The organism is Desulfosarcina alkanivorans, from assembly GCF_009688945.1.
Classification (GTDB): Bacteria; Desulfobacterota; Desulfobacteria; order Desulfobacterales; family Desulfosarcinaceae; genus Desulfosarcina; species Desulfosarcina alkanivorans.
This window is the reverse complement of record NZ_AP021874.1, coordinates 5277412-5302736: the sequence shown is the minus strand read 5'-3', so window position 1 is coordinate 5302736 and position 25325 is coordinate 5277412. Positions and strand designations below refer to the sequence as shown.

At 60.3% G+C, this 25325-nt stretch carries 18 protein-coding genes; 13 read left to right on the top strand and 5 right to left on the bottom strand.

The features are described from left to right. The first annotated feature begins 47 nt into the window (after positions 1 to 47). The 3 genes from DSCA_RS23230 to DSCA_RS23220 all read left to right on the top strand — a co-directional run bounded on the left by DSCA_RS23230 (position 48) and on the right by DSCA_RS23220 (position 2639). Positions 48 to 938 carry a hypothetical protein gene (locus tag DSCA_RS23230; RefSeq protein WP_155318716.1) on the top strand — a complete coding sequence of 297 codons (891 nt, stop codon included), beginning with the start codon at positions 48 to 50 and terminating at the stop codon, positions 936 to 938. Between the two features lie 185 nt (positions 939 to 1123). Then, positions 1124 to 1486 (top strand): PilZ domain-containing protein, encoded by a 363-nt coding sequence (locus tag DSCA_RS23225; protein ID WP_167527925.1) that lies wholly within the window; start codon positions 1124 to 1126, stop codon positions 1484 to 1486. A 292-nt stretch (positions 1487 to 1778) separates the two neighbouring features. Then, positions 1779 to 2639 (top strand): hypothetical protein, encoded by an 861-nt coding sequence (locus DSCA_RS23220; protein WP_155318714.1) that lies wholly within the window; start codon positions 1779 to 1781, stop codon positions 2637 to 2639. Positions 2640 to 2801: 162 nt separating this feature from the next. Here DSCA_RS23220 and DSCA_RS23215 read toward each other — a convergent pair whose 3' ends face one another. Then, positions 2802 to 6401 carry a GEVED domain-containing protein gene (locus DSCA_RS23215; protein ID WP_155318713.1) on the bottom strand — a complete coding sequence of 1200 codons (3600 nt, stop codon included), beginning with the start codon at positions 6399 to 6401 and terminating at the stop codon, positions 2802 to 2804. A 76-nt stretch (positions 6402 to 6477) separates the two neighbouring features. Then, a complete protein-coding gene (locus DSCA_RS23210) occupies positions 6478 to 6747 on the bottom strand; it encodes a hypothetical protein (protein ID WP_155318712.1) in 270 nt (89 codons plus the stop codon). A gap of 52 nt (positions 6748 to 6799) precedes the next feature. Between DSCA_RS23210 and DSCA_RS23205 the strand changes: the two genes are divergently transcribed. Both DSCA_RS23205 and DSCA_RS23200 read left to right on the top strand, forming a co-directional pair. Then, positions 6800 to 7972 (top strand): CAP domain-containing protein, encoded by a 1173-nt coding sequence (locus tag DSCA_RS23205; protein WP_197904650.1) that lies wholly within the window; start codon positions 6800 to 6802, stop codon positions 7970 to 7972. Positions 7973 to 8262: 290 nt separating this feature from the next. Continuing rightward, positions 8263 to 10068 carry a PKD domain-containing protein gene (locus tag DSCA_RS23200; protein WP_155318711.1) on the top strand — a complete coding sequence of 602 codons (1806 nt, stop codon included), beginning with the start codon at positions 8263 to 8265 and terminating at the stop codon, positions 10066 to 10068. Between the two features lie 353 nt (positions 10069 to 10421). Here the strand turns inward: DSCA_RS23200 and DSCA_RS23195 are convergent, their stop codons facing one another. Continuing rightward, the gene (locus tag DSCA_RS23195; RefSeq protein WP_155318710.1) at positions 10422 to 11474 is read right to left on the bottom strand and encodes an alkene reductase; all 1053 of its coding nucleotides are present in this window, start codon (positions 11472 to 11474) and stop codon (positions 10422 to 10424) included. A gap of 379 nt (positions 11475 to 11853) precedes the next feature. Here DSCA_RS23195 and DSCA_RS23190 point away from each other — a divergent pair, with 379 nt between their 5' ends. From DSCA_RS23190 to DSCA_RS23155, 8 genes are all read left to right on the top strand, one after another. Beyond that, positions 11854 to 12858, top strand: coding sequence for a DUF6599 family protein (locus tag DSCA_RS23190; RefSeq protein ID WP_155318709.1), 1005 nt, complete (start codon positions 11854 to 11856; stop codon positions 12856 to 12858). 161 nt (positions 12859 to 13019) lie between these two features. Further along, positions 13020 to 14000 carry a DUF362 domain-containing protein gene (locus tag DSCA_RS23185; protein ID WP_167527924.1) on the top strand — a complete coding sequence of 327 codons (981 nt, stop codon included), beginning with the start codon at positions 13020 to 13022 and terminating at the stop codon, positions 13998 to 14000. Between the two features lie 261 nt (positions 14001 to 14261). Next, complete coding sequence (locus tag DSCA_RS23180) at positions 14262 to 16199, top strand: 4Fe-4S binding protein (RefSeq protein ID WP_155318708.1); 1938 nt, start codon at positions 14262 to 14264, stop codon at positions 16197 to 16199. Between the two features lie 382 nt (positions 16200 to 16581). Continuing rightward, complete coding sequence (locus tag DSCA_RS23175; protein WP_155318707.1) at positions 16582 to 17808, top strand: aldo/keto reductase; 1227 nt, start codon at positions 16582 to 16584, stop codon at positions 17806 to 17808. A gap of 267 nt (positions 17809 to 18075) precedes the next feature. Next, positions 18076 to 18843 carry an enoyl-CoA hydratase/isomerase family protein gene (locus tag DSCA_RS23170; RefSeq protein ID WP_155318706.1) on the top strand — a complete coding sequence of 256 codons (768 nt, stop codon included), beginning with the start codon at positions 18076 to 18078 and terminating at the stop codon, positions 18841 to 18843. A gap of 198 nt (positions 18844 to 19041) precedes the next feature. After that, on the top strand, positions 19042 to 21210 hold the full coding sequence (locus DSCA_RS23165; protein WP_155318705.1) for an acetate--CoA ligase family protein: 2169 nt from the start codon (positions 19042 to 19044) through the stop codon (positions 21208 to 21210). Beyond that, positions 21207 to 22499: a nucleoside recognition domain-containing protein gene (locus DSCA_RS23160; protein WP_155318704.1), complete on the top strand. Its 1293-nt coding sequence runs from the start codon at positions 21207 to 21209 to the stop codon at positions 22497 to 22499. Before DSCA_RS23165 ends, DSCA_RS23160 begins: the two co-directional genes overlap by 4 nt. A gap of 69 nt (positions 22500 to 22568) precedes the next feature. Continuing rightward, positions 22569 to 23735 (top strand): M20 metallopeptidase family protein, encoded by a 1167-nt coding sequence (locus DSCA_RS23155; protein ID WP_155318703.1) that lies wholly within the window; start codon positions 22569 to 22571, stop codon positions 23733 to 23735. Positions 23736 to 23748: 13 nt separating this feature from the next. Here DSCA_RS23155 and DSCA_RS23150 read toward each other — a convergent pair whose 3' ends face one another. Both DSCA_RS23150 and DSCA_RS23145 read right to left on the bottom strand, forming a co-directional pair. After that, positions 23749 to 24405 carry a TPM domain-containing protein gene (locus DSCA_RS23150; RefSeq protein WP_155318702.1) on the bottom strand — a complete coding sequence of 219 codons (657 nt, stop codon included), beginning with the start codon at positions 24403 to 24405 and terminating at the stop codon, positions 23749 to 23751. A 16-nt stretch (positions 24406 to 24421) separates the two neighbouring features. Beyond that, positions 24422 to 25321, bottom strand: a complete 900-nt coding sequence (locus DSCA_RS23145) for a TPM domain-containing protein (protein WP_155318701.1) — start codon at positions 25319 to 25321, stop codon at positions 24422 to 24424. Positions 25322 to 25325 lie beyond the last annotated feature (4 nt).

Here is a 25325-nt window from a genome sequence, read left to right as displayed (position 1 = left end):
GGTTGCCCTCGAGATGTTGATGCCAGCGCAAAGGAAATGCCACAAACATGACCAGAAAAAACATATTTCTTCGATCCCTTTGTTCCCTCGTGTTTCTATTGTCGGTGAGCCTTCCCGCCATCTGTGCCGCTGGGATTCTCTGGGATGGCGAGTTCGATGAATTCCGGTTTGCCATCGAAAAAAACGGCGGGACGTTCCTTTACGAACCGGAAGGTTATTTTAAGCCCTCTTTATCGGATACCGACGAATGCCGGTACAGCCCGACCCAGAGCATTCTCGACGCTTATGACTGCGTGGCGGTCGGCGAGCTGGGAGCATTTGCCATTTCCGCTCCGGGCAATCTGTTTCTGGACGCCATGGCAATGGGTCCGGACGATGGCGTAAGTCCATCGGACGGGTTGAAGGTCCAGGGCTATTTAGAGGCCACTCCGGTTAATTTATCGGAGGATCACGGGGTAATCGCCGAACAGAAGGTCGTGGTCTGGGTCTCCCGGCATTTCAGTGTTGACCGGGAAGGACAGCGTTCACTCGGCGCTGTTCTTGACGGGGAGGTCGAATTTGATGACTTTGAGAGTGGCCCTTACCACAAGGCCAGCTACACCGTTTACGGCGAAGTGACGCTCGAGGAGATCGCCGATGGGATTATTCAGATGATGCCTGGTTTCCCGCTCTCGTTAACCCCCTCCAATGCCAATGTCCTCAAAAATGTTATGCTCAGGCCTGAAAATGAAATCCAGCAATCGGTCAGCTACCAGCTCAAGATCACGCTGAACCTCGAAAGCGACATCGTCAATTTCACCCTCGCTGACGGCGAGGTCCAGGGGGTGATCGACGGCAGTTTTCAACTGGGGACGGAAAACCTCCCGTTCACCCTGCAAGCGACAATATCCGAGCGTCGGGCGGCCCCGTGGCTGCACCTGCTATTGCTGGACGAATGAACCACCCCCTGTCCGACCACAGAACAGCACGGCTGAAACTATAGCCAGGCCCGGCGTTCAGCATCGGCGCTTATGTGACGGATTCTCTATTTATCCTTATCGCGTTTTACCTGCACAGCCGGTTCATCGGCCCTGCAGGTAAAATTAAAAGCAATCCCTAAAAATCACGAAGCCATTTTTAAATATTGACAGTGAAAGAAAAGCGAAAATTCAAAAGATTCAACGTGCCGGGAGGAAAAGTATTCCTCTTCAACCACTTTTCAGCCAAGGTCGGCTGGATAAAAGACCTGAGCGAAGGCGGGGTGTCTTTTGAATTTCTCTACAAGGAAGGCGCCGTCGTTGATCCGGAAGTCATCGATCTTTTTTCATACGAATACGACCGGTATTATCTGTCCGGTCTGCCCTGCCGGAAAATTTTTGAAATTGATGGGGAGGAACGAAAAGGGGGCCGGAAAACAAGATGCTGTGGATTGGCATTCAAGACTCTCAACGAACACCAGCGGGACCAACTGGATCTGCTGCTTAATAAATACCTGGTAGTCAATTAATTTTTACCGTTAAGTAATCTATTGGTAACTTTCAGTCTGTTAAAGACAGGTAAGGACGTGAACGCAATCACGGGCGTTTTCGGCATCCGGTGAACCGGTAGACATCCGCCGGGTCCGAATTTCAAAAATAACAGGAGGTGGGTATCTGGAAATTTGAGCGGTTGCCGGTCACCCAGGTGAGCGGCAGCGTTTTCAGGTGAAGAAAGGAGGTGGTAAACCAACTGTAAGAGGCCAAATGGGCTGTACCATTTAATTTGTGAGCACGTAACTGTCTACCAGAAGGAGGAACAAGATGAAGGTTGCCAAGTTAACCATATTATTAATTGCTGCACTGGCACTGAGCATGCCGGCGTGGGCGGGGAACGTTCCCGAATTCGATGCTGTCGGCTGCGATTCCCTGAACGTATTTGCCATTAACAACCCGATTCAGTACGGCCAGGTCATCAACAACAATATTGGCCCGTACGGACCGATCAACGATTACAGTGATTTCAGATTTGCCTGCCTTGGCCCCTACTGCGCCAGCGAAATGTTTTTCACCAGCGCCGGCCAGGGGTTTCCGGATCCGTGCTTCGGTGAATTCGGTTACCTGAGCGCCCTGACGGATGCCTGGAACGAAGCCACCTACGAGTGGCGGATCGTCCTGCAGATGAAGCCCGAGAGCGACATCAACCTCAACATCTACGACTGCGTTCTGAAACACAACACCTTTGACGTGTGGGAAAGCGCCGAGCAGACCGGCCGCTACCGGGCGCCCTGGGGACAGCTCTTCTTCACCCCCAACCAGAACCCCGTCATCAGCGTCAGCGCTTGGCCGGGCGAATACCCCACCCCGGGGTTCACCGCCCCCTTCACCATGGATGCCCGTCCGCTTCCCGGACTGGATCCGCCCGTTCCGCTGATCGAGGCCTTCTATACCTCCAAGGCCCTGTGGAGCGAGGGAGTCATCATGGTCATGCCCGAGACCGGTGTGAAAAACACCCAGGGTGAGACCATGTACGCCCTCAAACAGGGTGACATCATGCAGGTGAAGATCTATGTCAACCCCAACCCGACCGACATTTTCTATGGTCCGGACAACATCATCCTGAAGTACATCGGCATCGTCGGAACCTATTACTATGGCAACTTCTGCCTCCAGACCGGCAGCTGAGAAGCAATTGATGGCTGATTGCCATTCTGCCGGCAACGCCTGCGAGGGGAAATCGTTTCTTCCCTTCCCCTCGCAGGCACATCCCTTCACTGATGCAACGAAGCACAGGATTCTTCTTTAATGGCCCCCGGCTGAATGCACCGTCTCCCGGTGCGCTGACGGTCAGGGGCCCGCAGCAGATACCGCCAGGGTGTAGTCTTCCACCTCGCCGGCGTTGAACGTGCCGCAGGCGTCGGGAAACCCGCCGAGCTTCATGGCCACCCGCAGGCGTGTGCGCCCGTCGGCCGCCCAGGCCGGAAGGGTGATCGATCCGGTGATCCGGCCGGTGCCGGCCCCCTCGAAAAGCTGCTCGCCCGCGTCGTCGAAATCCCCGTCCCGGTTGAAATCCGCCCACACCCGCCAGGATTTGAAATACAGGAAATTGGCGGGGCCCGCTGAAAGCACAACCGGTATGGATGCGGATGCCGGGATATCGATGACGTCGGCGGTAAAGTCCGAGTAGCCGCTGGCCTGGGACGCCCGTTCAAAACCGCCCACCTGCACATTGGCGATCCACTGGATCTGGTACATCTGCCCGGCGGCAGGGCAGTAACCGGTGATATCGTCGGACACGCTCAGAACCTGGGAGATCGTGTCGCGAAGCCCGTTGCCGTCGGTGACGGTCAGCGTAACCGTGTAGGTCCCGGCGGCCGCATACACGTGCTCGGGGTGCTGCACCGAAGCGCTGCGCCCGTCGCCGAAATCCCACTGCCAGCCGGTGATGCCGGCGTCCACGGCCGTACTCTGATCCGTGAAGGCGGCGGACAGGCCCGCCGTCGTGTAAGCGAACGCGGCCGTCGGTCCTGTGGGCACGGGACCCGTTGATGATATCGCCAGGGTGTAATCTTCCACCTCGCCGGCGTTGAACGTGCCGCAGGCGTCGGGAAACCCCCCGAGCTTCATGGCCACCCGCAGGCGGGTGCGGCCGTCGGCCGTCCAGGCCGGAAGGGTGACCGCTCCGGTGATCCGGCCGGTGCCGGCTCCCTCGAAAAGCTGCTCGCCCGCGTCATCGAAATCCCCGTCACGGTTGAGGTCCGCCCATATCCGCCAGGATCTGAAATACAGCGATCCGGCAGGACCATGGGAAAGCACAACCGGTATGGATGCGGATGCCGGGACAGCGATGACATCGGCGGTAAAGTCCGAGTAGCCGCTGGCCTGGGACGCCCGTTCAAAACCGCCCACCTGCACATTGGCGATCCACTGGATCTGGTACATCTGGCCGGCGGCGGGGCAGTAATCCGCGCTGTCGTCCGACACGCTCAGAACCCGGGAGATGCTGTCCTGCTGCCCGTTGCCGTCGGTGACGGTCAGCGTTACCGTGTAGGTCCCGGCCGACGCGTACACGTGCTCGGGGTGCTGCACCGAGGCGCTGCGGCCGTCGCCGAAATCCCACTGCCAGCCGGTGATGCCGGCGTCCACGGCCGTACTCTGATCCGTGAAGGCGGCGGACAGGCCCGCCGTCGTGTAAGCGAACGCGGCCGTCGGTCCTGTGGGCACGGGACCCGTTGATGATATCGCCAGGGTGTAATCTTCCACCTCGCCGGCGTTGAACGTGCCGCAGGCGTCGGGAAACCCGCCGAGCTTCATGGCCACCCGCAGGCGGGTGCGCCCGTCGGCCGCCCAGGCCGGAAGGGTGATCGATCCGGTGATCCGGCCGGTGCCGGCCCCCTCGAAAAGCTGCTCGCCCGCGTCATCGAAATCCCCGTCACGGTTGAGGTCCGCCCATATCCGCCAGGATCTGAAATACAGCGATCCGGCAGGACCATGGGAAAGCACAACCGGTATGGATGCGGATGCCGGGACAGCGATGACATCGGCGGTAAAGTCCGAGTAGCCGCTGGCCTGGGACGCCCGTTCAAAACCGCCCACCTGGACATTGGCGATCCACTGGATCTGGTACATCTGGCCGGCGGCGGGGCAGTAATCCGCGCTGTCGTCCGACACGCTCAGAACCCGGGAGATGCTGTCCCGCTGCCCGTTGCCGTCGGTGACGGTCAGCGTTACCGTGTAGGTCCCGGCCGACGCATACACGTGCTCGGGGTGCTGCACCGAGGCGCTGCGGCCGTCGCCGAAATCCCACTGCCAGTTGAGGATCGAACAGCCGGTGCAGGTGCTCGTGTCGGTAAACGCGGCAGTCAATTCGTCGAGTTCATATGAAAAATCAGCATGCGGCCGGGCCGGCGCATCGATGAAGAGATCGACGGCCGCGAATGCGTCTTTCACCGCCTGGACAGAATATCCCCGAGCAGCTGCCGCATCGACTGCGCCCTGGGCCCCCTGATGAAAATCGGTCAGGGGTTCCCAGTAGAATTGATTGGCCTCGGCAAAAATTTCGAAGGCCATCCGGGTGCTCCATCCCGGCATGGTCGCCAGGATGTAGAAGGCTTTGTTGAACAATCCGCTGGCGTAGTGAATGGCCAGCCCGTCATAATAATCATAGAGACTGTCGATGGACCACCCGTCCTTTGGCGGGTCATCCATGTATCGAAAGGCCCCGGGTCCCTTCCAGATATCATGACCGACCCAAAAATCATTCACCCCCTGATGATAATATTCAGCGGCCTCGCCGGCCATATCTGAAAACGCCTCGTTGATGGCCCCGGATTCGCCGTCGTATATCAGGTTGGAATGATGCTCCGTGAACCCATGAGCGATTTCATGGGCGACGACATTCAATCCGACCAGGGGATGAAAAAAAGTGGCGCCGTCTCCAAAAACAGCCGCGTCTCCCCCCCAGAAAGCGTTTTCAAAGTCGTTCCCGTAATGAACGCCCAGCACCATCTGAAAAGGCAGTGGGGGATTTCCGAACCATTCGACCCACAGGTCATGGGTAAGGCCTCCGAAATAATGGGCATCGTTCAAAGGACAAAAGGCACCGTTTATTTCTTTGTACGTGTTTTCGTAGCATTGGAATGAATGGACGATGGGTGCAGAATTGCCGTGGTTCATATCCCATGTCTTCACATCGTCGGTCTCCATGGTGCATTGAGAGCCTGACGACGAGACCTCAAAATGGGGAAAATCCTGTCCGTAGACGTATCTTCCTGTTTTCAGGTTTCCTCCCGGGCCGCCGGCGGCAGCATAGGCCAGGGCATCAAACGCCTTGACAATTTCTCCGGTCATGGCATCCATGATAATGGTCGGACGGGCAGGACTGCCTCCTTCCGGGACATCGGCGAAGAAAGAAATGACGTAGCAGATACGCGCATCACCGGAGTCATCGACAAAGATCATTTTCTCGCTGGATTCATTCTTGAACTGCCATGACGCCCCTGCCTTCAAATGGTGCTGCGCGTGCCTGGTTTTCATCTCCGCCAGGGCTTCCTGCGCGGTGAATGGCATGGACTGCAGGAAATGATGATCGACATCATCGGCAATCCCGGTGACCAGGGTGCCGTGCAGGCTGTTGACCCGCCGGCCGGAATCTTCGGTCACAAGAATATGATGCCCCCATACGGGTACTCCATTATACAGCTGCTGATATCGCATGTGGGAGCGGCCGCGTCGATCTTCGATCTGTTGCAGTAATTCCAGGCGCCCTTTTGCAGACAGGCCAAGAACGTCTCTCAGGTCCGCAGAAGAAACGGATTGCGGCGCGCTGAACCGTAACCGGGCGGATTCCATATGGGGTAAATAATGCTTTTTTGCACCCAGGCTCCATGAACTGGACAAAAAAAGAATACCAACAACGAGAATGCCGCAGGACAGCTTCCTTTTCATGGGATCCCCCGTCGAAACCGGATTGGATGAGTCGTCAAAGGCCAGACAGCACCGGAACCAAGTATCGTACTATTTTTTATTTTTTACGTATTACGGCAAGCGCATCGCAGATACCGGCCAGGCGGAAAAGAGATTCAGTGCACAGGAGATGGCACGGCTGACGTTCAGGTCGATTCGGTTCAGTTTTCACCCGGATGGTCGATTCGAATGGATAGGAGTCTACAAGGCAACAATCATTTTCTGCAAGCTTTCTTTTTTCCGGGGTCATGCATGACGTCGCACCGGCCTGTCCTTCAAGCACAGGAAAGGCGCATTTTTTGCTTTCACGTGTTCTGTCTGCGTTCATTTATCGCCTTCAGAACGGCGACCATTCAATTAACCGGAGTGCGACGCTACCCATGAAAAAAAAATTAGTGTGTATTCTTCTGCCGGTGCTTCTGATCAGTCTTCCAATCGTGGTGCCGGCCGGCGATGCGGATCTTTTCGTCGACAGCACCATCCCGATCCCTTTCGCATGGGAAACAGCAAACCCCACTATCGTCGCCCGCCAGCGACCGGTGCGGATCCAATTCGAAAAGCTCGCCCCGGATCAATACGGTTCACTGTCACTCAATTTTTTTGAGGACGTGGGGGTGACCGTCATGCTGGATCGTGTCGAGGCCGATGGCGCCGATGGATTTGCCTGGATGGGATCTGTTGCATCCGGTGGGAGCGGTACAGCCACACTGGTGTTGCAGGACAATCGGCTGACAGGCACGGTTCAACTGGAAAACCTGGCCTATCAGGTACGCCACATCGAGGGCGATCTGCATCTGGTCAGGGAAATCCTCACGCCGCAAATCGAATTTCGCGCCATGACTGCGCTGGCAGGGTCTTCGAGCGAGGAAGAAGAAGTGCTGGCCGGTGTCAATCTCGAACGCCAGATCTACAACCTCGGCCCGCTGCAGTGGGACAGCAGCCTGCATGCGGCCGCCCTCGGGCATTCGGAAGACATGGCCCGGAACGACTACTTCAGCCATACGAGCCTGGACGGGCGCAGCGCCGGGCAGCGAATTACGCAGGCCGGCTATTCCTTGTACACCTATGGTGAGAACATAGCGGCCGGCTATTCAACCCCGGCCGCCGTTGTTGAAGGGTGGATGAACAGCGCAGGCCATCGGGCCAACATCCTGAGCAGCAGTTTTTGTGACATCGGTGTCGGCTTGGCCTATTCGGCGGCAAGCAGGTATGGATACTACTGGACCCAGGATTTCGGGCGCAGACAGGGAGTGGTTGCCTGTGATGCGGTTCAGCGATATTCCATTTCGGCCGTTGCGGGGCCCCATGGCCGCATATCACCCTCGGGCATCGTGACCGTTGAATCAGGCGCCAGGGCAGTATTTACCATCGTGGCCGACCCGGGATACCGGATCGCGGACGTGCTGGTCGATGGCCAATCCGCGGGTCCGATCGAAAACTGCACGCTGGACCATATTGAACGGGATCATACCATTGAGGCCCTTTTTGAAAAGCTGCCGCCGGCACGGAAAGGCAGTACTTTGCCCTGGCTTCCCCTGCTGCTGAACGACTGAGGTCAGCCCAAAAAACAACCGGTTTTCAAAGCATGACGATTCAGCACCGGCGGTTACGATTTTTTCCCACCGTTCGGAGATGATTACATTTTTGTGCCGGCGAAGGCGATGATGGACCGGAAGCGTTTTCCCGCCGGGAAACGTATTCAGCGAATTGCAGTATGATGTCGACAGGTTCTTGTTTTCCTGCGCCCCTTTTTCTACCAGGCAGAAAACTGGTATGCCACTTGCTTTGTGCAGTCACCAGTTGAAACCCATAATCCAATTGCCTGCAAATACAAAAGGAAAACATGTCACGATTCTTTTCTGCATTCCGTTGTACCTGGTTTTGTCTCGCCCTGGGAATAACCCTTTTTCTTCTTCCGATGAGCCTTTGGGCATCGATCGATGTCAGCCTGGCCTGGGATGCCAATTCTGAACGCCTGCTTGCCGGCTACCGGGTTTTCACGCGTGAAGCCGGCAGCGCCTATGACTACAGGCAGCCGTGCTGGGAAGGCACGAACACGACGTGCACCCTGCCCGGTCTGGATGAGCAGAAGACCCATTACTTTGTTGTCCGTGCGTTCGATACCCAGGGCGCCGAAAGCGCCGACTCCGATGAAGTCCGATGGGACCCGGAATCCAATCCCCTGAACATCGCACCGCAGGCAGACGCCGGTCCTGATCAATCGGTGGGGCAGAATGCCGTGGTAACACTCTCCGGGTGCGGATCGACCGATTCGGACGGTGCTGTTTCCGCCTTTTACTGGAAACAGATTGGAGGCCCCGCCGTGGCGTTGCTGGATTCCAATGCCGAGGAGACCACGTTTACCGCACCAGAGGTATCGTCCTCCGGCGCCACCCTGGTCTTCCAATTGACGGTGGCCGACCAGGAAGGGATGCGCGCTACGGACACCTGCACGGTCAATGTCTCCTGGAACAATGAACCGCCACAGGCATTCGCCGGTGAGGATCAAAACATCAGCGCGGGCGCGACTGCGGTGTTAAACGGCGATGACTCATTTGATCCCGATGGCAGCATCGCCACCTATCAATGGAAGCAGATTGACGGCCCCAGGGTAACGTCGCCCAACCCGTCCGCTGCCCGGCCCACCTTCCAGGTTCCTTCCGCCGGCGTCGACGGCGTATCGCTCCAATTCGAATTGACCGTGACCGATAATGGGGGGTTAACCGCGACCGATGCCTGCATCGTGAATATCCGCGGGGTGAACCGGCCGCCGGTTGCCGCAGCGGATCAAGAAAGTCTGGATGCCACTGCCGGAACCGAGGTCGTCCTGGATGGGGCATCGTCATACGACACCGATGGCGGCATCGCTGCCTATCACTGGCGTCAGACCTTTGGCCCACCGGTCACCCTGTCGGATGCGTCCTCGTCACGGGCGAGATTTCAGGCCCCAACGGATACCGCAGCAGGCGATGAGCTGAACTTCACCCTCACCGTCACCGACCATGACGGTGCAAGAGATACCGTTGACGTAAGCGTCTATGTCGCTTCGGGCAATGAGCCTCCCCACGCGGACGCCGGAGAAGACCAGCAGGTGCTGCAGTATTCCCTTTTCACCCTCGATGCCAGAGGGTCTTTCGACAACGATGATGGACTTGCCGGGTGCAAATGGACTCAAATCGCCGGAAGCCCTGTGACGCTTTACAACTCGAGTTCATCCACCTCACCCACCCCTGTTGTCAGAGCCCCCCGGGTGAACGGCAGCGAAACACTCACCTTTCGTTTAACGGTCACGGACAGACAAGGGGCGACCGATTCGGACACGGTGGATGTAACGGTGCTGGCCTATGACCAGGATACAGACGACACCACGCCGCCTGTGATCAGCGTCACGTCACCCGCAACGTCCTATGCCATCTACACGAGAGCTTCCGCCATCGACTTGCGGGGAACCGCCTCCGATAACGTTGGCGTCAAAAGCATATCCTGGAGCAACTCACGGGGCGGTTCCGGAACGGCCATCGGCACTTCCTCCTGGTCGGTCGGCTCCCTGCCGGTTGCCGTCGGCTATAATGCCATTTCCCTCACTGCCGAAGATACTGCCGGAAACACGACGAAACGCGTCTTGTATGTGATACGCTATTCTTATTAAGGCCTGACGAAACAACCACCCCGTCACGGTGATCGTCTTCAGGTTCATGCAGGCTCCGCAATGACAGAGATGTTGTCGTTCCGGAGCCTGTTTGCATCCGCCTTCCACACGACAACTGCGTATCAGGCAGCCGGTTTGACTTCCTGGCAGGGCCTGGTTTTGAGGCGGCGCACCCCCACCAACGGCAGCGGAAAGCATCTCCAACCGCCGGCAGCTTCAGGGGAGGAGCGTTTTATTCAACACCGCGTATTTTTCCGGGAGCCTGCGCAAGGATCGGCGTGCCGCGTCTTACCGCGCGGCCCCGAAACAGCGGGGTCGGCCCCGGGCAAGCGTCTTCATGGGAGACCCAAAAATTATTCCAGGAACGGATAGTCACTGTACCCTTCGGGACCCGATGCATACAGGGTCCCCGTATCCAGTCGATTCAGGGGCGCATTCTGCTGAAAACGGGCAACCAGATCCGGGTTGGCGATGTGGGCCCTGCCGAAGGCGGCAGCATCGGCAACGCCCTTTCGCAGCAGGTCCGTCGCTGTCTCCCTGGTGAGCTGTTCATTGGCGATGAGGCCGCCGCCGAAAGCCTTTTTCAACGCGGGGGTCAAGGTGGGTGCATTTAAGTGTTCACGCGTAAAAATGAAGGCGATGCCGCGGGTCCCCAGAGCGCGGGCAACGTAACCAAAGGTGGCGGCCGGATCGTCGTCACCCATGTCATGGGCATCCCCCCGCGGCGCCAGATGCACACCGACCCGGCCGGCACCCCAGACGGAAATGGCCGCATCGGTGACCGCCAGCAGCAGACGGGCCCGATTCTCGACACTGCCGCCATAATCGTCCGTTCGCCGGTTGGTGGAACTTTGCAGGAACTGATCCAGCAGATAACCATTGGCGCCATGTATTTCCACGCCGTCGAAACCGGCTTTTTGGGCATTTTCCGCACCCCTGCGATACGCCTCGATGATGCCGGGAATCTCATTGGCCTCCAGCGGACGGGGCGCGACATAGGGCTTTTGCGGACGTACCAGGCTGACATGCCCTTTGGCCGCAATGGCGCTTGGGGCGACCGGCCGCCTTCCGCCGAGGTAAAGCGGATCGGAAATGCGCCCCACATGCCACAATTGAAGGACCATCCGGCCACCCGCCTGGTGCACCGCATCCGTCACCCGCGTCCACCCCTCGACCTGTTCCGCCGACCAGATCCCGGGCGTGTCGGGATAGCCCACGCCCATCGGTGCCACCGAGGTGGCTTCGCTGACGATCAACCCGGCTGTGGCACGCTGGGTGTAATAGCGGGCCATCAGGTCGTTCGGCACCCGCCCTTCACCGGCGCGGCAGCGGGTAAGCGGGGCCATGACAATACGGTTGGGCAGTGACAATTCTCCCAACTGAACCGGATCGAATAAGCGGGTCATCTCACCTCCGAGTCAACCGGATGCCAGGCCAACCGGCAACACGATCCCTCAGGTTGCCCGGATCAGCGCCGTCGGTTTTCCGGGTATGGACGCTCTCACGGCGATCGGTTGCGGGCCGGCTGTCTTTTTCAGCAGGACCCCGTGCCCTTTTAGGCGCGCACCGCGCTTAAGGCCGGTGTTCCCCTTTTCAAGTGCGTTGACGCCAGCCGATTCGCCCGTGCTCCAGTGTGCGTGGTTTACTGCTTGAATCGAAAAAATAAGACCATTTTAAGGCATTCCAAATCTTATTTTTTTCTTGCATTGACAAACGCCCTGAAAATCTTTCTATTGGAGGGTGAACGGCGTCGGCAAGCTTCTGTCTGCCACCCTGGTAATTCCCATGAAAACCGCTGCACACAAAAAACCGGGAAAAATGGAAACCCGGATTTCCATGGCTGTCCTGGCCCTTCTCGTGGTGGTGGGCGCCGGTGTACTGATGCGCCAGTCTGAGATCAATCCGGCGGTGGTCGCCCTCCGACCGGAATCCCATGGACGCGAACCGTCCCGGGTCCGGGATGAACCGGCACTCATCGACACCACCGGCTCGGAAATCACCCCCTTTTCTCCCCCGGAACGGTTCAATGCGGACACGCTGTACGAAAAAATCAACGGACGTGCGGATCTCTACCTCTCTTCAGGGTTCGTATCCCTGAATACCCAGCGGTTTGCCCTGAAAAACGACGCCGCCAGCGCCTGGGTGGAAGTGTTCATCTACGACATGGGCACGCCGGAAAACGCTTTTTCCGTTTTCAGCATGCAGCGCCGGACGGGCGCCCGGGCCACCGACGGGATCCCCAATGGTTACCGAACGGACAACGCCGTGTTCATGGCCCACGCGCGCTTCTACCTGGAATTGATCGGCACGGACGCATCCGAAGATCTTCAACGGGCCGTCAACTGGCTGGCCGGGGCTTTCGCCGAATCTCACGGCGGGGCGGCGACGGCACGTGCACCCGGTGCCGGCCTGTTCCCCGAAGCGGGCCTCGCAGCGGACAGCCTCCGGCTGATTGCGGCCAATGCCTTCGGGTACGGGCAGTTGAACCGAATTTACAGGTGTGACTACCTGATCGACGGAATACGATTGACGGCCTTCGTTTCCGAACGGGAAGACGGTGACGCCGCGTCCGCCCTGGCGGCCGACTACTCGCAAACATTACTGTCCTATGGCGCCATCGCCGTTGCCGGCCCCGTGCCCATCGAGGGTGCCGCCGCCATGCAGTTTTTCGATACCCATGAAATCGTCTTCAGCCGGGGCCGCTACCTGGCTGGGGTTCACGAGGCCGGCAGCCTGGAAGCGGCCATAACGCTGGCCGAACGATTGGCTGCGCATCTGGAAAAGTTGTAACGATAAACGGAAACCGGGTCGGAATCGGGATCGCCAAACCAGCAGGTCCCTGACACATAGAATTTAATGATTCCTGCTTTCCAGATACCCAACAACCGTGTCACCCGGCATATAAACGTGATTTTCGATACCGACGCTGCCACTGGGGGAGGGCGACGATCTTGACCGAGCCGACGATCAACCGCCGCGAGTTCATCGGGCGCTGCACCCGGGCGGGGCTCTCCGTGGCTGCCGCCGGAGCCCTGGGTATTGGTTTTTATGACGCCAGGGCACCCGAAATGGTTCCCGGCGACCGGTCTTCGGTACAGATCCCCGATTTCTCCATCGCCGAAGGGAAAGGCAGGCTCTGCATCGCCCGCGGGGCGGATAGAGCGGCCGCCGTGGAGCAGGCCTTCGCGGCCCTGGGCGGCATGCAGGCGTTTGTCAAACCCGGCGAACGCGTCCTGCTCAAGGTTAACGCCGCCTTTGCCTCGCCGCCAAGCCTGGGCGCCACCTCCCATCCGGACCTGGTCGCAGCATTGGTGAGGCTTTGTCTGAATGCCGGTGCGTCCGCGGTGACCGTGACGGACAATCCCATCAATGACCCGACCTCCTGCTTCGCCCTCACCGGGATCGATGCGGCGGCACGACGGGCCGGGGCCGAGGTCGTGCTTCCCCGTGAATCCCTGTTTCGGCGCTTCAGCCTGGAAGGCGGCCGCCTGATCCGGGACTGGCCGGTGCTGTACGCACCGCTGGCCCGGGTGGACCGCCTCATTGGTATGGCCCCGGTCAAAGACCACCATCGCAGCGGTGCATCCATGACCCTGAAAAACTGGTACGGCCTGCTGGGCGGACGACGCAACATCTTTCACCAGGATGTCCACACCGTCATCCAGGAACTGGCCATGATGATCAGGCCCACGGTGGTGGTGCTGGACGGCATCCAATCCATGACCACCAACGGGCCCACCGGCGGATCCCTGTCCGACCTCAAACCCACCGGCACCCTGATCGTGAGCACCGATCCGGTGGCTGCCGACGCCGTCGGCGCGGGACTCCTGGGCCGGACGGCGGCGGACCTGCCCTTTATCGCCAAGGCGGAACGCATCGGCGCCGGCACGGCCGACTACCGGTCGCTGACGCTAAAGGAGATACAGGTATAGCAATGACAAAGGCCGAATGAAAAATGTCAAATAAAGGAATGCTGTCGATTAAGATTGAATCCCCGACGGGGAGTATACAACTCAACTTAGTTACAAAAAAAGAACCGCAGAATATCGAATTTTAAAGGAATGAATCGTTTCGCGATATCGTTTTTTGAGAAGACAGAATTCCTTCCTTCAACATTCTGCGGTTCCTTGGTCGACATTGGATCTTCGCTCTAACCCGTTTATGACTCCATTCATGATAGTAGAACCATTATTATGAGAATAGTCACCGCCAGACGAATCAGCCAGATCTTCTTCTTCATCCTCTTCCTGTGGTTCTGCATCGTCTCCACCCTGGGGGAAGCATGGTGGCAGCTGCGCGGATGGCCGGTGGGCTGGCTGATCCAATTGGATCCCCTGGTGGGCCTGGGCACCCTGCTGGCCACCGGCACCCTTTACGCCGGTTTGCTGTGGGGCCTTTTGACCGTGGTCCTGACCATCGTGCTGGGCCGCTTTTTCTGCGGCTGGCTCTGCCCCTTCGGGGCCCTGCACCAGGCCGTGGGATGGCTGGCCAACCGGGGTCACAGGACCGCTGCAATGATTGCGGCCAACCGGTATCGTCGTGCCCAGGGCATCAAATACGCAATTCTCGTCTTTCTGCTCGGGGCCGCGTCCGGAGACCTGATCGGCCGGTTGCTGCGCCTGTCCGTGGGCGCACCATGGGTGGTTGTCGTAATCGTTGCCGCCCTGCTGCTGGTGGGCACCGTTGTCCATTTTTTGAGAACCATATCCGGGGTTCGGTGGGTGACCGGTGTTGCCGTTGCCGCCGCGGTCTGGCTGGTTCTGGGTTTTTTCACCGACGGCTCCCGCTGGCTGGCCGCATCCCTGCAGACCGGCCTGCTGGATCCCGTCCCCCTGTTCTGCCGGTCGGTGAACCTGACCCTGCTGCCGCTGGTGGACGGGCGCCTGGTCTCCCTCTCCACCACCAGCCGGATTTACCCCGGTGCCGTCGTCATGGGTGCCCTCTTCTGGACGACGATTTTTCTCAACCTGGCGGTTCCCCGCTTTTACTGCCGCTTCGTCTGTCCGCTGGGGGCCCTGTTCGGGCTGCTGGGGAAAAACGCCTTGTGGCGGGTCGGGCAGCGGGCCAAGGGATGTACGGCCTGCGGCGCCTGCGACCGGCACTGCGAAGGCGGGTGTGAACCGGCGACTGTGATGCGCTCCGCCGAGTGCGTGCTGTGCATGAACTGTATGGACAGCTGCCGTCACGACGTGATGGGGTATCACCCGTATCCATCGGCTGCCGGCGAAGTGGCCGTGCCGGACCTCAACCGAAGAGAATTTGTGGCCGCCCTGGCGGCCGGCCTGGCTGCCGCGCCCCTGGCCCGGCTGGAGGGCATGACCGGCGAGGCCTGGAACCCGGCGGTAATCCGTCCCCCGGGATCCCTGCCGGAAACGGAATTTCTCCAACGCTGCATCAAGTGCGGCCAGTGCATGCGCGTCTGTCCCACCAACGTGATCCACCCGGCAGGCCTTCAAGCCGGGGTGGAAGGCTTCTGGACGCCGATGCTCGACTTTCGCATGGGCACCAGCGGCTGCCAGCAGGGCTGCATCGCCTGCGGCAACCTTTGCCCCACCGCCGCCATCCGGCCGATCTCCCTGGACGAACGGCTGGGAAAAGGCGACTTCACATCCCGGGGACCCATCCGCATCGGCATGGCCTTTGTCGACCGGGGCCGCTGCCTGCCCTGGGCCATGGACCGCCCCTGCATCGTCTGCCAGGAAAACTGCCCGGTGAGCCCCAAGGCGATCTTCACCCGTGAAACATTCCGGCCGGTTCGCCTGGACGGAAAATTGCGCTTCCTGGGCATGACGGGCAGCCGGCTGATGGTCGACGGCCCGGCGCTGCCGGCCGAGCGGTTTGCGACCGGGGATTACTTCATTTCCATGGGCAAACGCCACGGAACGCCGCCTGCAAGAATCACGGAAATTGGTCCCGGCGGCCTCACCCTGGCGGACACCCCGCCGGCAGAGACGGCCAACCGGGGAGACCCTGTGACCCTGCTGGTTCGCCTGCAGCTGCCCTACGTGGACCCGGCCCAATGTATCGGCTGCGGGGTTTGCGAACACGAATGCCCGGTCAAGGGCCGCCGGGCCATCCGGGTGACGGCGGAGAACGAGACCCGCCAGAGGCGCCATCGCCTGCTGCTGTGATAACCGAAGGTCAACGAACGAGAGAAGGAATATGAAAAACAATGACCGGTGAACAGCTTGAAAACGTTCAGGTGATCAAATTACAATACCCAAAAAACAAGCCACCAATAAATAACAATGACCAAATTCAAAATTCCTAAACCTGTGATCTTGAAGAAAGGTCATTCCAATTCGCCATAGGGGTTTGGATTTTCATTACACCATTGCCAGATACAAATTCGACTATCGATGATGGCAAACAACAGTTGCTTTGTATCTTAATTGAGATTTTTATCTTGTGATTTATTTGAAATTTGGAGCTTGTTTTTCCTTTTTGTCCGGACTTGGCAGGAAAAATACTGCCAATCCTTATGGCGATAAGCTGATCCATGGAGGTAACACCATGAAAAACAAACCGAATTGTTTCTCCCGACGATCCTTTATCAAGTCCGCAGGCGCCGCCGGACTGGGAGCCGCACTGGCCCCCCTGGTCCCGGGAAACGACTCCCGGGCCGCTGCCCCGGCCGAAGCCGCCGCGCCCGCCGGCATGCCCACGCGGCCCTTCGGCCGTTCCGGCGTCGAGGTCCCCATTCTGTCCCTGGGGGGCATGTTCGACATCCCCTCCAACCAGACCATGCTCAAGCAGGCCATTCGCTGGGGGGTCACCTACTGGGACACGGCCCACATCTACAGCGGCGGGCGCAGCGAGGAGGGGATCGGGCAGTATTTCAAGGCCTACCCCCGACACCGGGAGAAGATCTTCCTGGTCACCAAATCCACCGCCCGCAACCCAAAGGGCATGAGCCGGGACCTGGCCACCTCCCTGAAACGGATGAACACGGATTATGTCGACCTGTTCTTCGTCCACGCGATCCGTGACGCCGACACCATGGACAAAAGCATGCAGGCGTGGGCCAGGGAGCAGAAAGCGGAAGGCCGGATCCGGCTGTTCGGTTTTTCCACCCATTCCAACATGGAGAACTGCCTGCTGGACGCCGCCCGCCTGGACTGGATCGACGGCATCATGATGACCTACAACTTCAGGCTGATGCATGAAAAAAAGATGATTTCCGCGGTCGAGGCCTGCGCCGACGCCGGCATCGGACTGACCGCCATGAAAACCCAGGGCGGCGGCGCCGTGGGCACGGCCACATCCCGGGATCTGGAACTGGCCGGCCGCTTCGTTACCCGCGGCTTTACCGACAAGCAGGCCAAACTCAAGGCGATCTGGGAAAATCCCAGGATTTCAGCCATCTGTTCACAGATGCCCACCATGCCGATCCTCATGGCCAATATCGCCGCGGCCGTGGACCGCACCTCGCTCACCGGCAGCGACCGCCACTTCCTGGAGCGCTATGCCCGGGAGACCTTCTCACACTACTGCGCGGGCTGCACCCGGATTTGCGAAAATGCCGTCGCCGGCCATATTCCCGTGGGCGACGTCATGCGCTGTCTCATGTATGCCCGCAGTTACGGGAACAGCCATGACGCCCGGAGACGGTTCGCCGCCATCCCCGACAGCGTCCGGCGGCAGCTGGCGCAGGCGGATTTCTCGGTTGCCGAGGCCAGGTGCCCCCGCCGGCTGCCCATCGCCCGGCTGATGAAAGAAGCAATCGGCGAATTGGCCTGAACAACCTGTTTTTTTCATGCCAGGGTATGGATTTCTCTTGACCCTTGGGTGTTTTTGCGCAAAGGGAGACCGCATCTTGTAATCCTTTTTATAACTGTTCATGGATTGAAACTTGAAATGGGAAAGTAGAAATTGGGGAGAGATGAAACGAGTTCAGGAACTAATAGTAAAAAAAATGCATGAAGACCAAATTTCTAATTTATAGTTTCAACGTTCCATGAACGGAAACTCTTTTTTTTTACAGCAATATCAACCCGAGGGTAACCCATGGATCTCGAATGTATCATTTACCACAAACAGGAAGGCGTGGCCGTCATCCGGCTCAACCGGCCCCAGGTGCTCAACGCCATGAACAAGCGGCTATGGCTGGATATGCAGGCCGCCCTGGACGATGCCCGTGCCGACGACGGGATCAAGGTGGTGGTCGTCACCGGAGAGGGGCGCGCCTTCTCCACCGGCGCCGACCTCAAGGAGTCCAAAACCCGCTCCATCGAGGACTACCGGGATTACCTGGTGTCGCTCCAGGAGGCGTCCCGGGCCATCATCCGGTTTGAAAAACCCACCATCGCCGCCATCAACGGCTATGCCATCGGGTCCGGGTATGAACTGGCCCTGGCCTGCGATATCCGCATCGCCGCCGAAGCGGCCAAGATCGGCAGCCCCGAGGCCAAGGTCACCTCGTCGGTCACCGGCGGGGCGTTTCGCCTGGTCCAGGATCTGATCGGGCCCGGGAAAGCACGCGAACTGCTCTTCACCGGTGAGTATATCGACGGCACGGAGGCCCAGCGCATCGGGCTGGTCAACCGGGCCGTGCCGGCGGAAGAGCTCATGGAAACCGTCATGGAGATGGCCGCCAAAATTGCCGCCAACTCGGCCTTTTCCCTGAAGATGATCAAGAAGGGATTGAACATGGCAATGGGCGAAACCAGCCTGGAAGCCCTGATGGACTTCGAGGTGGAGGCCTGCCTGGCCTGCGTTTCCACCAAGGAGCGGCAGTCGTCGCTGAAAGAATTCGAAGACCGTAAGAAAGAATAACAGAATTCAGAAGTCAGAAAACAGGAGCCAGAAGAATGTTGCGGTCGCTTCGCTTCTTCGTATCAAAAATAAGGATTGAGCCAACGGCGGAATCCTTATTCTGGATTCTGACTCCTGACTTCTGAATTCTTTCCATTTCTCCCCAACCTGGGCCAAAAGATGCCTGCTGTGAAACGGCACTTGCAAAAGGAGTATACGATGTCTCTCGAACATGTCCTCAACGCCCGATCCGTCGCCGTCGTGGGTGCATCCAAGGTGCCCACCAAACGCGGTTACCAGACCATTCGAACCCTGCTGGACGAGGGCTACGAAGGCGCCATCTACCCGGTCAACCCCAAGGAAAGCCGCATCATGGGACTGGCGTGCCACACCGCCGTCTCAAAGATCCCGGGTGATGTGGATGTGGCCCTCATTGCCACCCCGGCGCGGACCGTTCCGGCGATCCTGGAGGATTGCGGCAAGAAGGGGGTCAAGGGCGCCGTCATCCTGGCCACCGGATTCGGCGAGACCGGGGCAACGGGAAAAGCCCTGGAAAACCGGGTATTGGAGGCGGCCGGGAGCAATCACATCCGCCTGATCGGCCCCAACACCTCCGGCATGATGAACCTCAAAGACAACCTCAACCTGGTGGGGTTGAAAGATTCCCCCAGGGGGGATATCGCCCTGCTGACCCAGAGCGGCAACATGGCATTGACCCTGATCACCGAAGCCAAACTGAAAAGCCGCAAGGGATTCACCTACTACGTTGGCGTGGGCAACGAGGCGGACATCCGCTTCCACGAGTATCTGGAGTTTTTCAGAAATGATCCCGACACCCGGGCCATCCTGATGTATGTGGAAGGCATGCGCGATGGCCGCAAGTTTCTGCAGACGGCCTACAAAACCACCGAAAAAAAGCCGGTGGTCCTGCTCAAAAGCGGGCGATCCTCCACCGGAAAACGTTCCGCCGGTTCCCACACCGGGGCCCTGGCGGGCATGTCCCGGGTGGCCAAGGGCGCCTTCGAGCGGGCCGGGATCATCGTCATTGAGAACTCGGACGAACTCTTCCCGGCCGCCGAATCCCTTTCCAGTCTGCCGCCCATCAGAAACAACCGGATCGCCATCCTGGCCGACGGCGGGGGACACGCCACCATCGCGGCGGACACCCTCACCGACCTGGGAGTCCAGATTCCAGAGCTGGAGAAAAAGACCCAGGACAAGCTGCGGGCCATTCTCCCCGGCGGCGCCGCGGTGAGAAATCCCATCGACGTGGCCGGCGGCACCGACGACAATCCGGCCATCTTCGCCGATTGCGCCCGGATCATCCTCAACGACCCCAACGTGGGCGGCCTGCTGATCGTCGGCCTGTTCGGCGGCTACGGCATCCGCTTTGCCGCCAGCCTGGCCATGATGGAGGAAGATGCCGCCCACCAGATGGGAAAAATGGTCAGGCGTTATAAAAAAGCCATCGTGGTGCACAGCCTCTACAATTCGGAAAAACCCCACAGCCTGGACCTGCTGCGCTACTATGACATTCCCGTTTTCGGCAGCCTGGATGTGGCCTGCAAGTCCATCGGCGTGCTGGCCCAATACGGCAGATACCTGAAAGGCTACCACGCCAAAACCAACTTCGTATTCAACTGGGGCGCCAAAGCCAAGCCCGATGGCCGGAAGATCATCGATACGGTTTACCGGCAGGGCCGCACCGCCCTGCTCGAACCCGAAGCCAAGCGGCTGCTCGGGCTTCACGGGGCGGCGGTCACCCGGGATGTACTGGCCGGAACGGCCCAGGAGGCAGCGGATGCGGCAGCGGTCATGGGCGGCAAAGTGGCCTTGAAGATCGCCTCGCCGGACATCCTGCATAAAAGCGACGCCAAAGGGGTCCTGCTGAACCTGTCGGGCAAGGAAAAAGTCAAAAAGGCCTTCCGGGAAATCATCAAGAATGCCAGGACGTTCAAGGCCGACGCCCGCATCGAGGGCGTGCTGGTCTGCCCGATGGTCCAGACGGGCGTAGAGGTCATCATCGGCACCAAGATCGACGACCAGTTCGGCCCGGTCATCATGTACGGACTGGGCGGGGTCATGGTGGAGATACTGAAGGATGTCTCCTTTCGCGTACTGCCCATCACCCGCCTGACCGCACGCATGATGATCGAGGACACCAAGTCCCACCCGATCCTCGACGGCGTTCGGGGCGACACCCCCCACGACAAAAAAGCCCTGATCAACCTGCTGTTGACCTGCTCGGAAATCATCGAAGCCTATCCCCAGATCGAAGAGATGGATCTCAATCCGGTCATCGTTCACCATGAGGGACTGAGCGTCGTCGACGCCCGGATTCTGCTCAAACCGTCAGGTGATGCGGAAAAGGGCGGTCCGGCCGCGTGAACCGGATCTTCCTGGTCATCGTCCTCGCCGCCGTGCTCTTCGCCGGCTGGAAGCAGTTCTCCTTCCAGCCGGCGGCGGACCTGACCTCGCCCATGGAGGCCCTCTCCACCGCCATGGTGGAATCGGCCGCCGGCGCGGTCGACCTGGCCATCGGCCTGGTGGGCGTCATGACCTTGTTTCTGGGCCTGATGAAGGTCGCCGAGGCGGGGGGCATGCTGGTCATCCTGGCACGGCTGATCCGGCCGCTGATGGTGCGGCTCTTTCCCGAGGTGCCCGCCGAGCACCCGGCCATGGGGGCCATGATTCTCAACCTCTCCGCCAATGCCCTGGGGCTGGGCAACGCCGCCACGCCCTTCGGCATCCGGGCCATGCAGGAACTGGAACGCCTCAACACGCAGCCGGGAACGGCCACCAACGCCATGGCCCTGTTCCTGGCCGTCAACACCTCCAGTGTGACCCTGCTGCCCACGGGTGTGATCGCCCTGCGGGCCGCGGCGGGCAGCGCCGACCCGGCCATCATCCTGCCCACCACCCTGCTGGCCACCATCGGTTCCACCGCGGTGGCCATCGTGGCCGCCAAACTCTACCAGCGGCTGGTGCCCATGGAGCGATCGCGGGCAACGGATTCGGTAAAAACATCCACCGTGACCGATTCCGGGGAAGCATCCACGCTGGCGGCGGCGGAGGGCGCCTACCCGCTCTGGGTCAGCATCGTCGCGCTGGTCGCCCTGGCGTCGCTGATTCCCGGCGCCATCCTTTTCGGCAAGGCCCTCTCCCCATGGATCCTGCCGGGGTTGATGGCAGGATTTCTCGTCTTCGGCGCGGTGCGGCGGGTCAAGGTCTACGAGGTGTTCGTGGACGGGGCCAAGGAAGGCTTTCAGGTGGCCCTGCGCATCATTCCCTACCTGGTGGCCATCCTGGTGGCCGTGGGCATGCTGCGGGCCAGCGGGGCCATGGATCTGCTGGTGGGCGCCCTGTCGCCGGTCACCGGGCGGTTCGGCCTGCCGGCCGAGGCCCTGCCCATGGCCCTGATGCGGCCCCTGAGCGGATCCGGCGCCTACGGCATCCTCGCATCGATCATCAACGACCCGGCCATCGGTCCGGACAGCTATACGGGTGTCCTGGTCTCCACCCTGCAGGGATCCACGGAAACCACCTTCTACGTCATGGCGGTCTACTTCGGCGCGGTGCAGGTGCGAAGGATCCGGCACGCCATGGCCGCCGCCCTGACGGCGGATGCGGCCGGGGTGATCTTCGCCGTCCTGGCCTGCTGGTTGTTTCTGAATTAGACCTGTCGCAACCTGAAAACGCCCCGTGCCATCCTTCAACCGCCATATTCGGAAACGGAACCCATTGCCATGAACATCACCGATCAGGTTAACTCGTACAGGGAGCGGATCGTCACCACCCGCCGCGACCTGCACCGCATCCCGGAACTGGGATTCAGGGAAAAGAAGACCGGCACTTATGTGGCCGACTACCTTAAAAAAGAAGGCCTGCGGGTCGCCACCGGCATCGCCCGCACCGGCGTGACGGCAACCCTGGAAACCGGCCGCCCCGGCCCGACACTGCTGGTGCGGGCGGACATGGACGCCCTGCCCATCCACGAAGCAACGGGCCTGCCGTTCGCGTCCGAGCACCCCGGGGTCATGCACGCCTGCGGGCACGACGGTCACACGGCCATGGCGCTGGTCACCGCCTCGGTCATGAACCGGCTGAAGGACCGGATCGGCGGCAATATCAAGTTTGTCTTCCAGCCGGCGGAAGAAGGGCCCGGCGGGGCGAAACCCATGATCGACGCCGGCGTCATGGACGACCCCCGGGTGGATTACGCCCTGGGCTGCCACATCTGGCCCGATATCCCCGAAGGCACCATCGGCATCCGGGCCGGCGCCCTGATGGCGGCCATGTTCAGTTTTGACATCACCATCAAGGGCCGGGGCGGCCACGGTGCCCTGCCCCACCAGTGCGTGGACGCCCTGGACGTCGGCTGCCAGGTGGTGGCGGCCCTGCAGCGCATCGTCAGCCGGCAGATGAATCCATTGCGGCCCACGGTGGTCACCGTCGGGCGCTTTCGGGCGGGCACCGCCTTCAACGTCATCCCCGAGACGGCCCGCCTGTCCGGGACGGCCAGAACCTTCGAGCCGGACACCTGGCGGCGCTGGCCCGATATCATCGAAACGGTGGTCAAGGGGGTCTGCGATTCAATGGGGGCCGGGTACGAAGCGACATTCGAGCAGGGCTACCCGCCGACCATCAATGATGCCGGGATGGCGGAGCGGATGACGCGGATCGCCGGCGAAGTCGTCGGCCTTGACCGGGTGGTCGTGCCGGACCCGACACTGGGCGGCGAAGACATGTCGTTTTTCCTGGAAAAAGCCGCAGGCTGCTATTTTTGCCTCGGTGCCGGCAACGACGCCTATGCCGGCATCCACAGTCCGCGGTTCGACTTCAGCGAAGATATCCTGATCACCGGTGTGGAGACGTATTGCCGGGCGGCGCTGGATCTGCTCGAAAACCCCTAAATCGGGTCCAGCTTCACCGCTTTTCGACAATCAGGTTTTTCAGCTCGTCGACGTCGTCCGGCTTGACGGGAAAATGGGCTTCGAGACGCTGCCCGATGGCCTCGATTGCGCTGCAGATGGCATCCGTGCGGTGGCCCTCACGAATGCCGCGGGTGACCTGGGCCACCAGGTCATCCCATTCGGCCTGGGGCACCTTCTGGTGAATGCCCCGGTCGGCCAGCAGCCACACCTTGTGTTCGAAAACGGAGATGAACAGGAGCACGCCGCTGGCATCGCGGGTGCGGTAGAGGCCCTGCCGGAAAAAGGCGTTGATGGCGGCCTCTTCGACTTCTTCGTCGATCTCTCGCCGGGATATGAACCGGCGCTTGAGGCCGGGGAGTCGTTCGACCGTCCAGTGAAAGAGCGCGAAGCAGATGGTGAACAGGCCCAGAAAGAGCCACATGTTCTGGCTGCCGATCCACAGCCAGGCCCCCAGGAAATGGGTGCCCAGCAGCGACACGGGCAGGGCGGTCGCCGTGGCCCCGAGCACGTTGGCCAGGGGATAGTGGTAGCTGGAAGAAGCGACCATGCAGACGATCTCGCCGGCCGTCTTCTTCTCGGCCGCCGCCACCGCGGTGCGGATGCGACCGTGATCCGCTTCGGATAAAAATATGTCGGCCAGGTTTTTCATTTTTACTCTCCTCCGGCTACCATCCGCCCGATGCGCCCCCGCCGCCGAACCCCCCGCCGCCGCCCGAGAAACCGCCAAACCCGCCGGAGGAGAACCCGCCGCCACCGCCGAACCCGCCTCCCCAGTACCCGCCGCCGCGGCGGATGCCGCCGTGGCCCATGGACAGCGGTCCGCCGATCAGGCTGACCAGCAGGCCGGCAGCGATACCCACGGGGATCAGCGCCAGAAGAAACAGGGGGCCGAGGCCGAAGAACAGCCCGCCGGCAACCGGTGCCAGGACGCCGCCGGCCACGGCCCCTAACGTTCGGCTGGCGCGGCCCAGGGCATTGAGCAGAAAGAAGATCGCCAACAGGGGCAAAAGGGGAATGCCCGTCCGCTTCGGACGGGACGGCGGTGGGCTTTCGGCTGCTGAGAATTCTCCGCGCACGACATCGATCATGGCGGAGATGCCCGCGGCGATCCCCTGGTCAAAGGCGCCCGCCTTAAAGTGCGGGGCGATCACATTGCGGATGATTCTCCCGGCGAGAAGATCGGTCAGACGGCCTTCCAGCCCGTATCCGACCTCGATGCGGATCTTGCGGTCGGCCTTGGCGATCAGCAGGATGGCGCCGTTGTCCAGGCCCTCCTGGCCGATTTTCCAGGCCTCGGCCACCCGGATGGAGAAATCCGCCAGCGAATCGCCTTTGAGGGAAGGAATGGTCAGGAGCGCAATCTGGGTCGACTCCTTTTGCTCGAAGTCGGTCAGCAGCGCCTCCAGCTGCCGTACGCTGGCCGGGCTGAGCATGCCGGCGTAGTCGTTGACGTGTCCCTCGAGGCGGGGGACGTCAAGGGCCGTGGCGGAAATGGCCGTGAGGAACGCCAGCAGCACAGCGAGCAGCGCCGCAGCACATGTTTTCAGGAGCCTGTGAGCGTTCATGGCG

What these genes read in the sequence shown, in the direction of transcription:
- DSCA_RS23230 (WP_155318716.1), top strand. Translation starts at nt 48, where the DNA reads ATGACCAGAAAAAACATATTTCTTCGATCCCTTTGTTCCCTCGTGTTT.
- DSCA_RS23220 (WP_155318714.1), top strand. Translation starts at nt 1,779, where the DNA reads ATGAAGGTTGCCAAGTTAACCATATTATTAATTGCTGCACTGGCACTG.
- DSCA_RS23215 (WP_155318713.1), bottom strand. Translation starts at nt 6,401, where the DNA reads ATGAAAAGGAAGCTGTCCTGCGGCATTCTCGTTGTTGGTATTCTTTTT.
- DSCA_RS23210 (WP_155318712.1), bottom strand. Translation starts at nt 6,747, where the DNA reads ATGAACGCAGACAGAACACGTGAAAGCAAAAAATGCGCCTTTCCTGTG.
- DSCA_RS23205 (WP_197904650.1), top strand. Translation starts at nt 6,800, where the DNA reads ATGAAAAAAAAATTAGTGTGTATTCTTCTGCCGGTGCTTCTGATCAGT.
- DSCA_RS23200 (WP_155318711.1), top strand. Translation starts at nt 8,263, where the DNA reads ATGTCACGATTCTTTTCTGCATTCCGTTGTACCTGGTTTTGTCTCGCC.
- DSCA_RS23195 (WP_155318710.1), bottom strand. Translation starts at nt 11,474, where the DNA reads ATGACCCGCTTATTCGATCCGGTTCAGTTGGGAGAATTGTCACTGCCC.
- DSCA_RS23190 (WP_155318709.1), top strand. Translation starts at nt 11,854, where the DNA reads ATGAAAACCGCTGCACACAAAAAACCGGGAAAAATGGAAACCCGGATT.
- DSCA_RS23180 (WP_155318708.1), top strand. Translation starts at nt 14,262, where the DNA reads ATGAGAATAGTCACCGCCAGACGAATCAGCCAGATCTTCTTCTTCATC.
- DSCA_RS23175 (WP_155318707.1), top strand. Translation starts at nt 16,582, where the DNA reads ATGAAAAACAAACCGAATTGTTTCTCCCGACGATCCTTTATCAAGTCC.
- DSCA_RS23170 (WP_155318706.1), top strand. Translation starts at nt 18,076, where the DNA reads ATGGATCTCGAATGTATCATTTACCACAAACAGGAAGGCGTGGCCGTC.
- DSCA_RS23165 (WP_155318705.1), top strand. Translation starts at nt 19,042, where the DNA reads ATGTCTCTCGAACATGTCCTCAACGCCCGATCCGTCGCCGTCGTGGGT.
- DSCA_RS23155 (WP_155318703.1), top strand. Translation starts at nt 22,569, where the DNA reads ATGAACATCACCGATCAGGTTAACTCGTACAGGGAGCGGATCGTCACC.
- DSCA_RS23150 (WP_155318702.1), bottom strand. Translation starts at nt 24,405, where the DNA reads ATGAAAAACCTGGCCGACATATTTTTATCCGAAGCGGATCACGGTCGC.
- DSCA_RS23145 (WP_155318701.1), bottom strand. Translation starts at nt 25,321, where the DNA reads ATGAACGCTCACAGGCTCCTGAAAACATGTGCTGCGGCGCTGCTCGCT.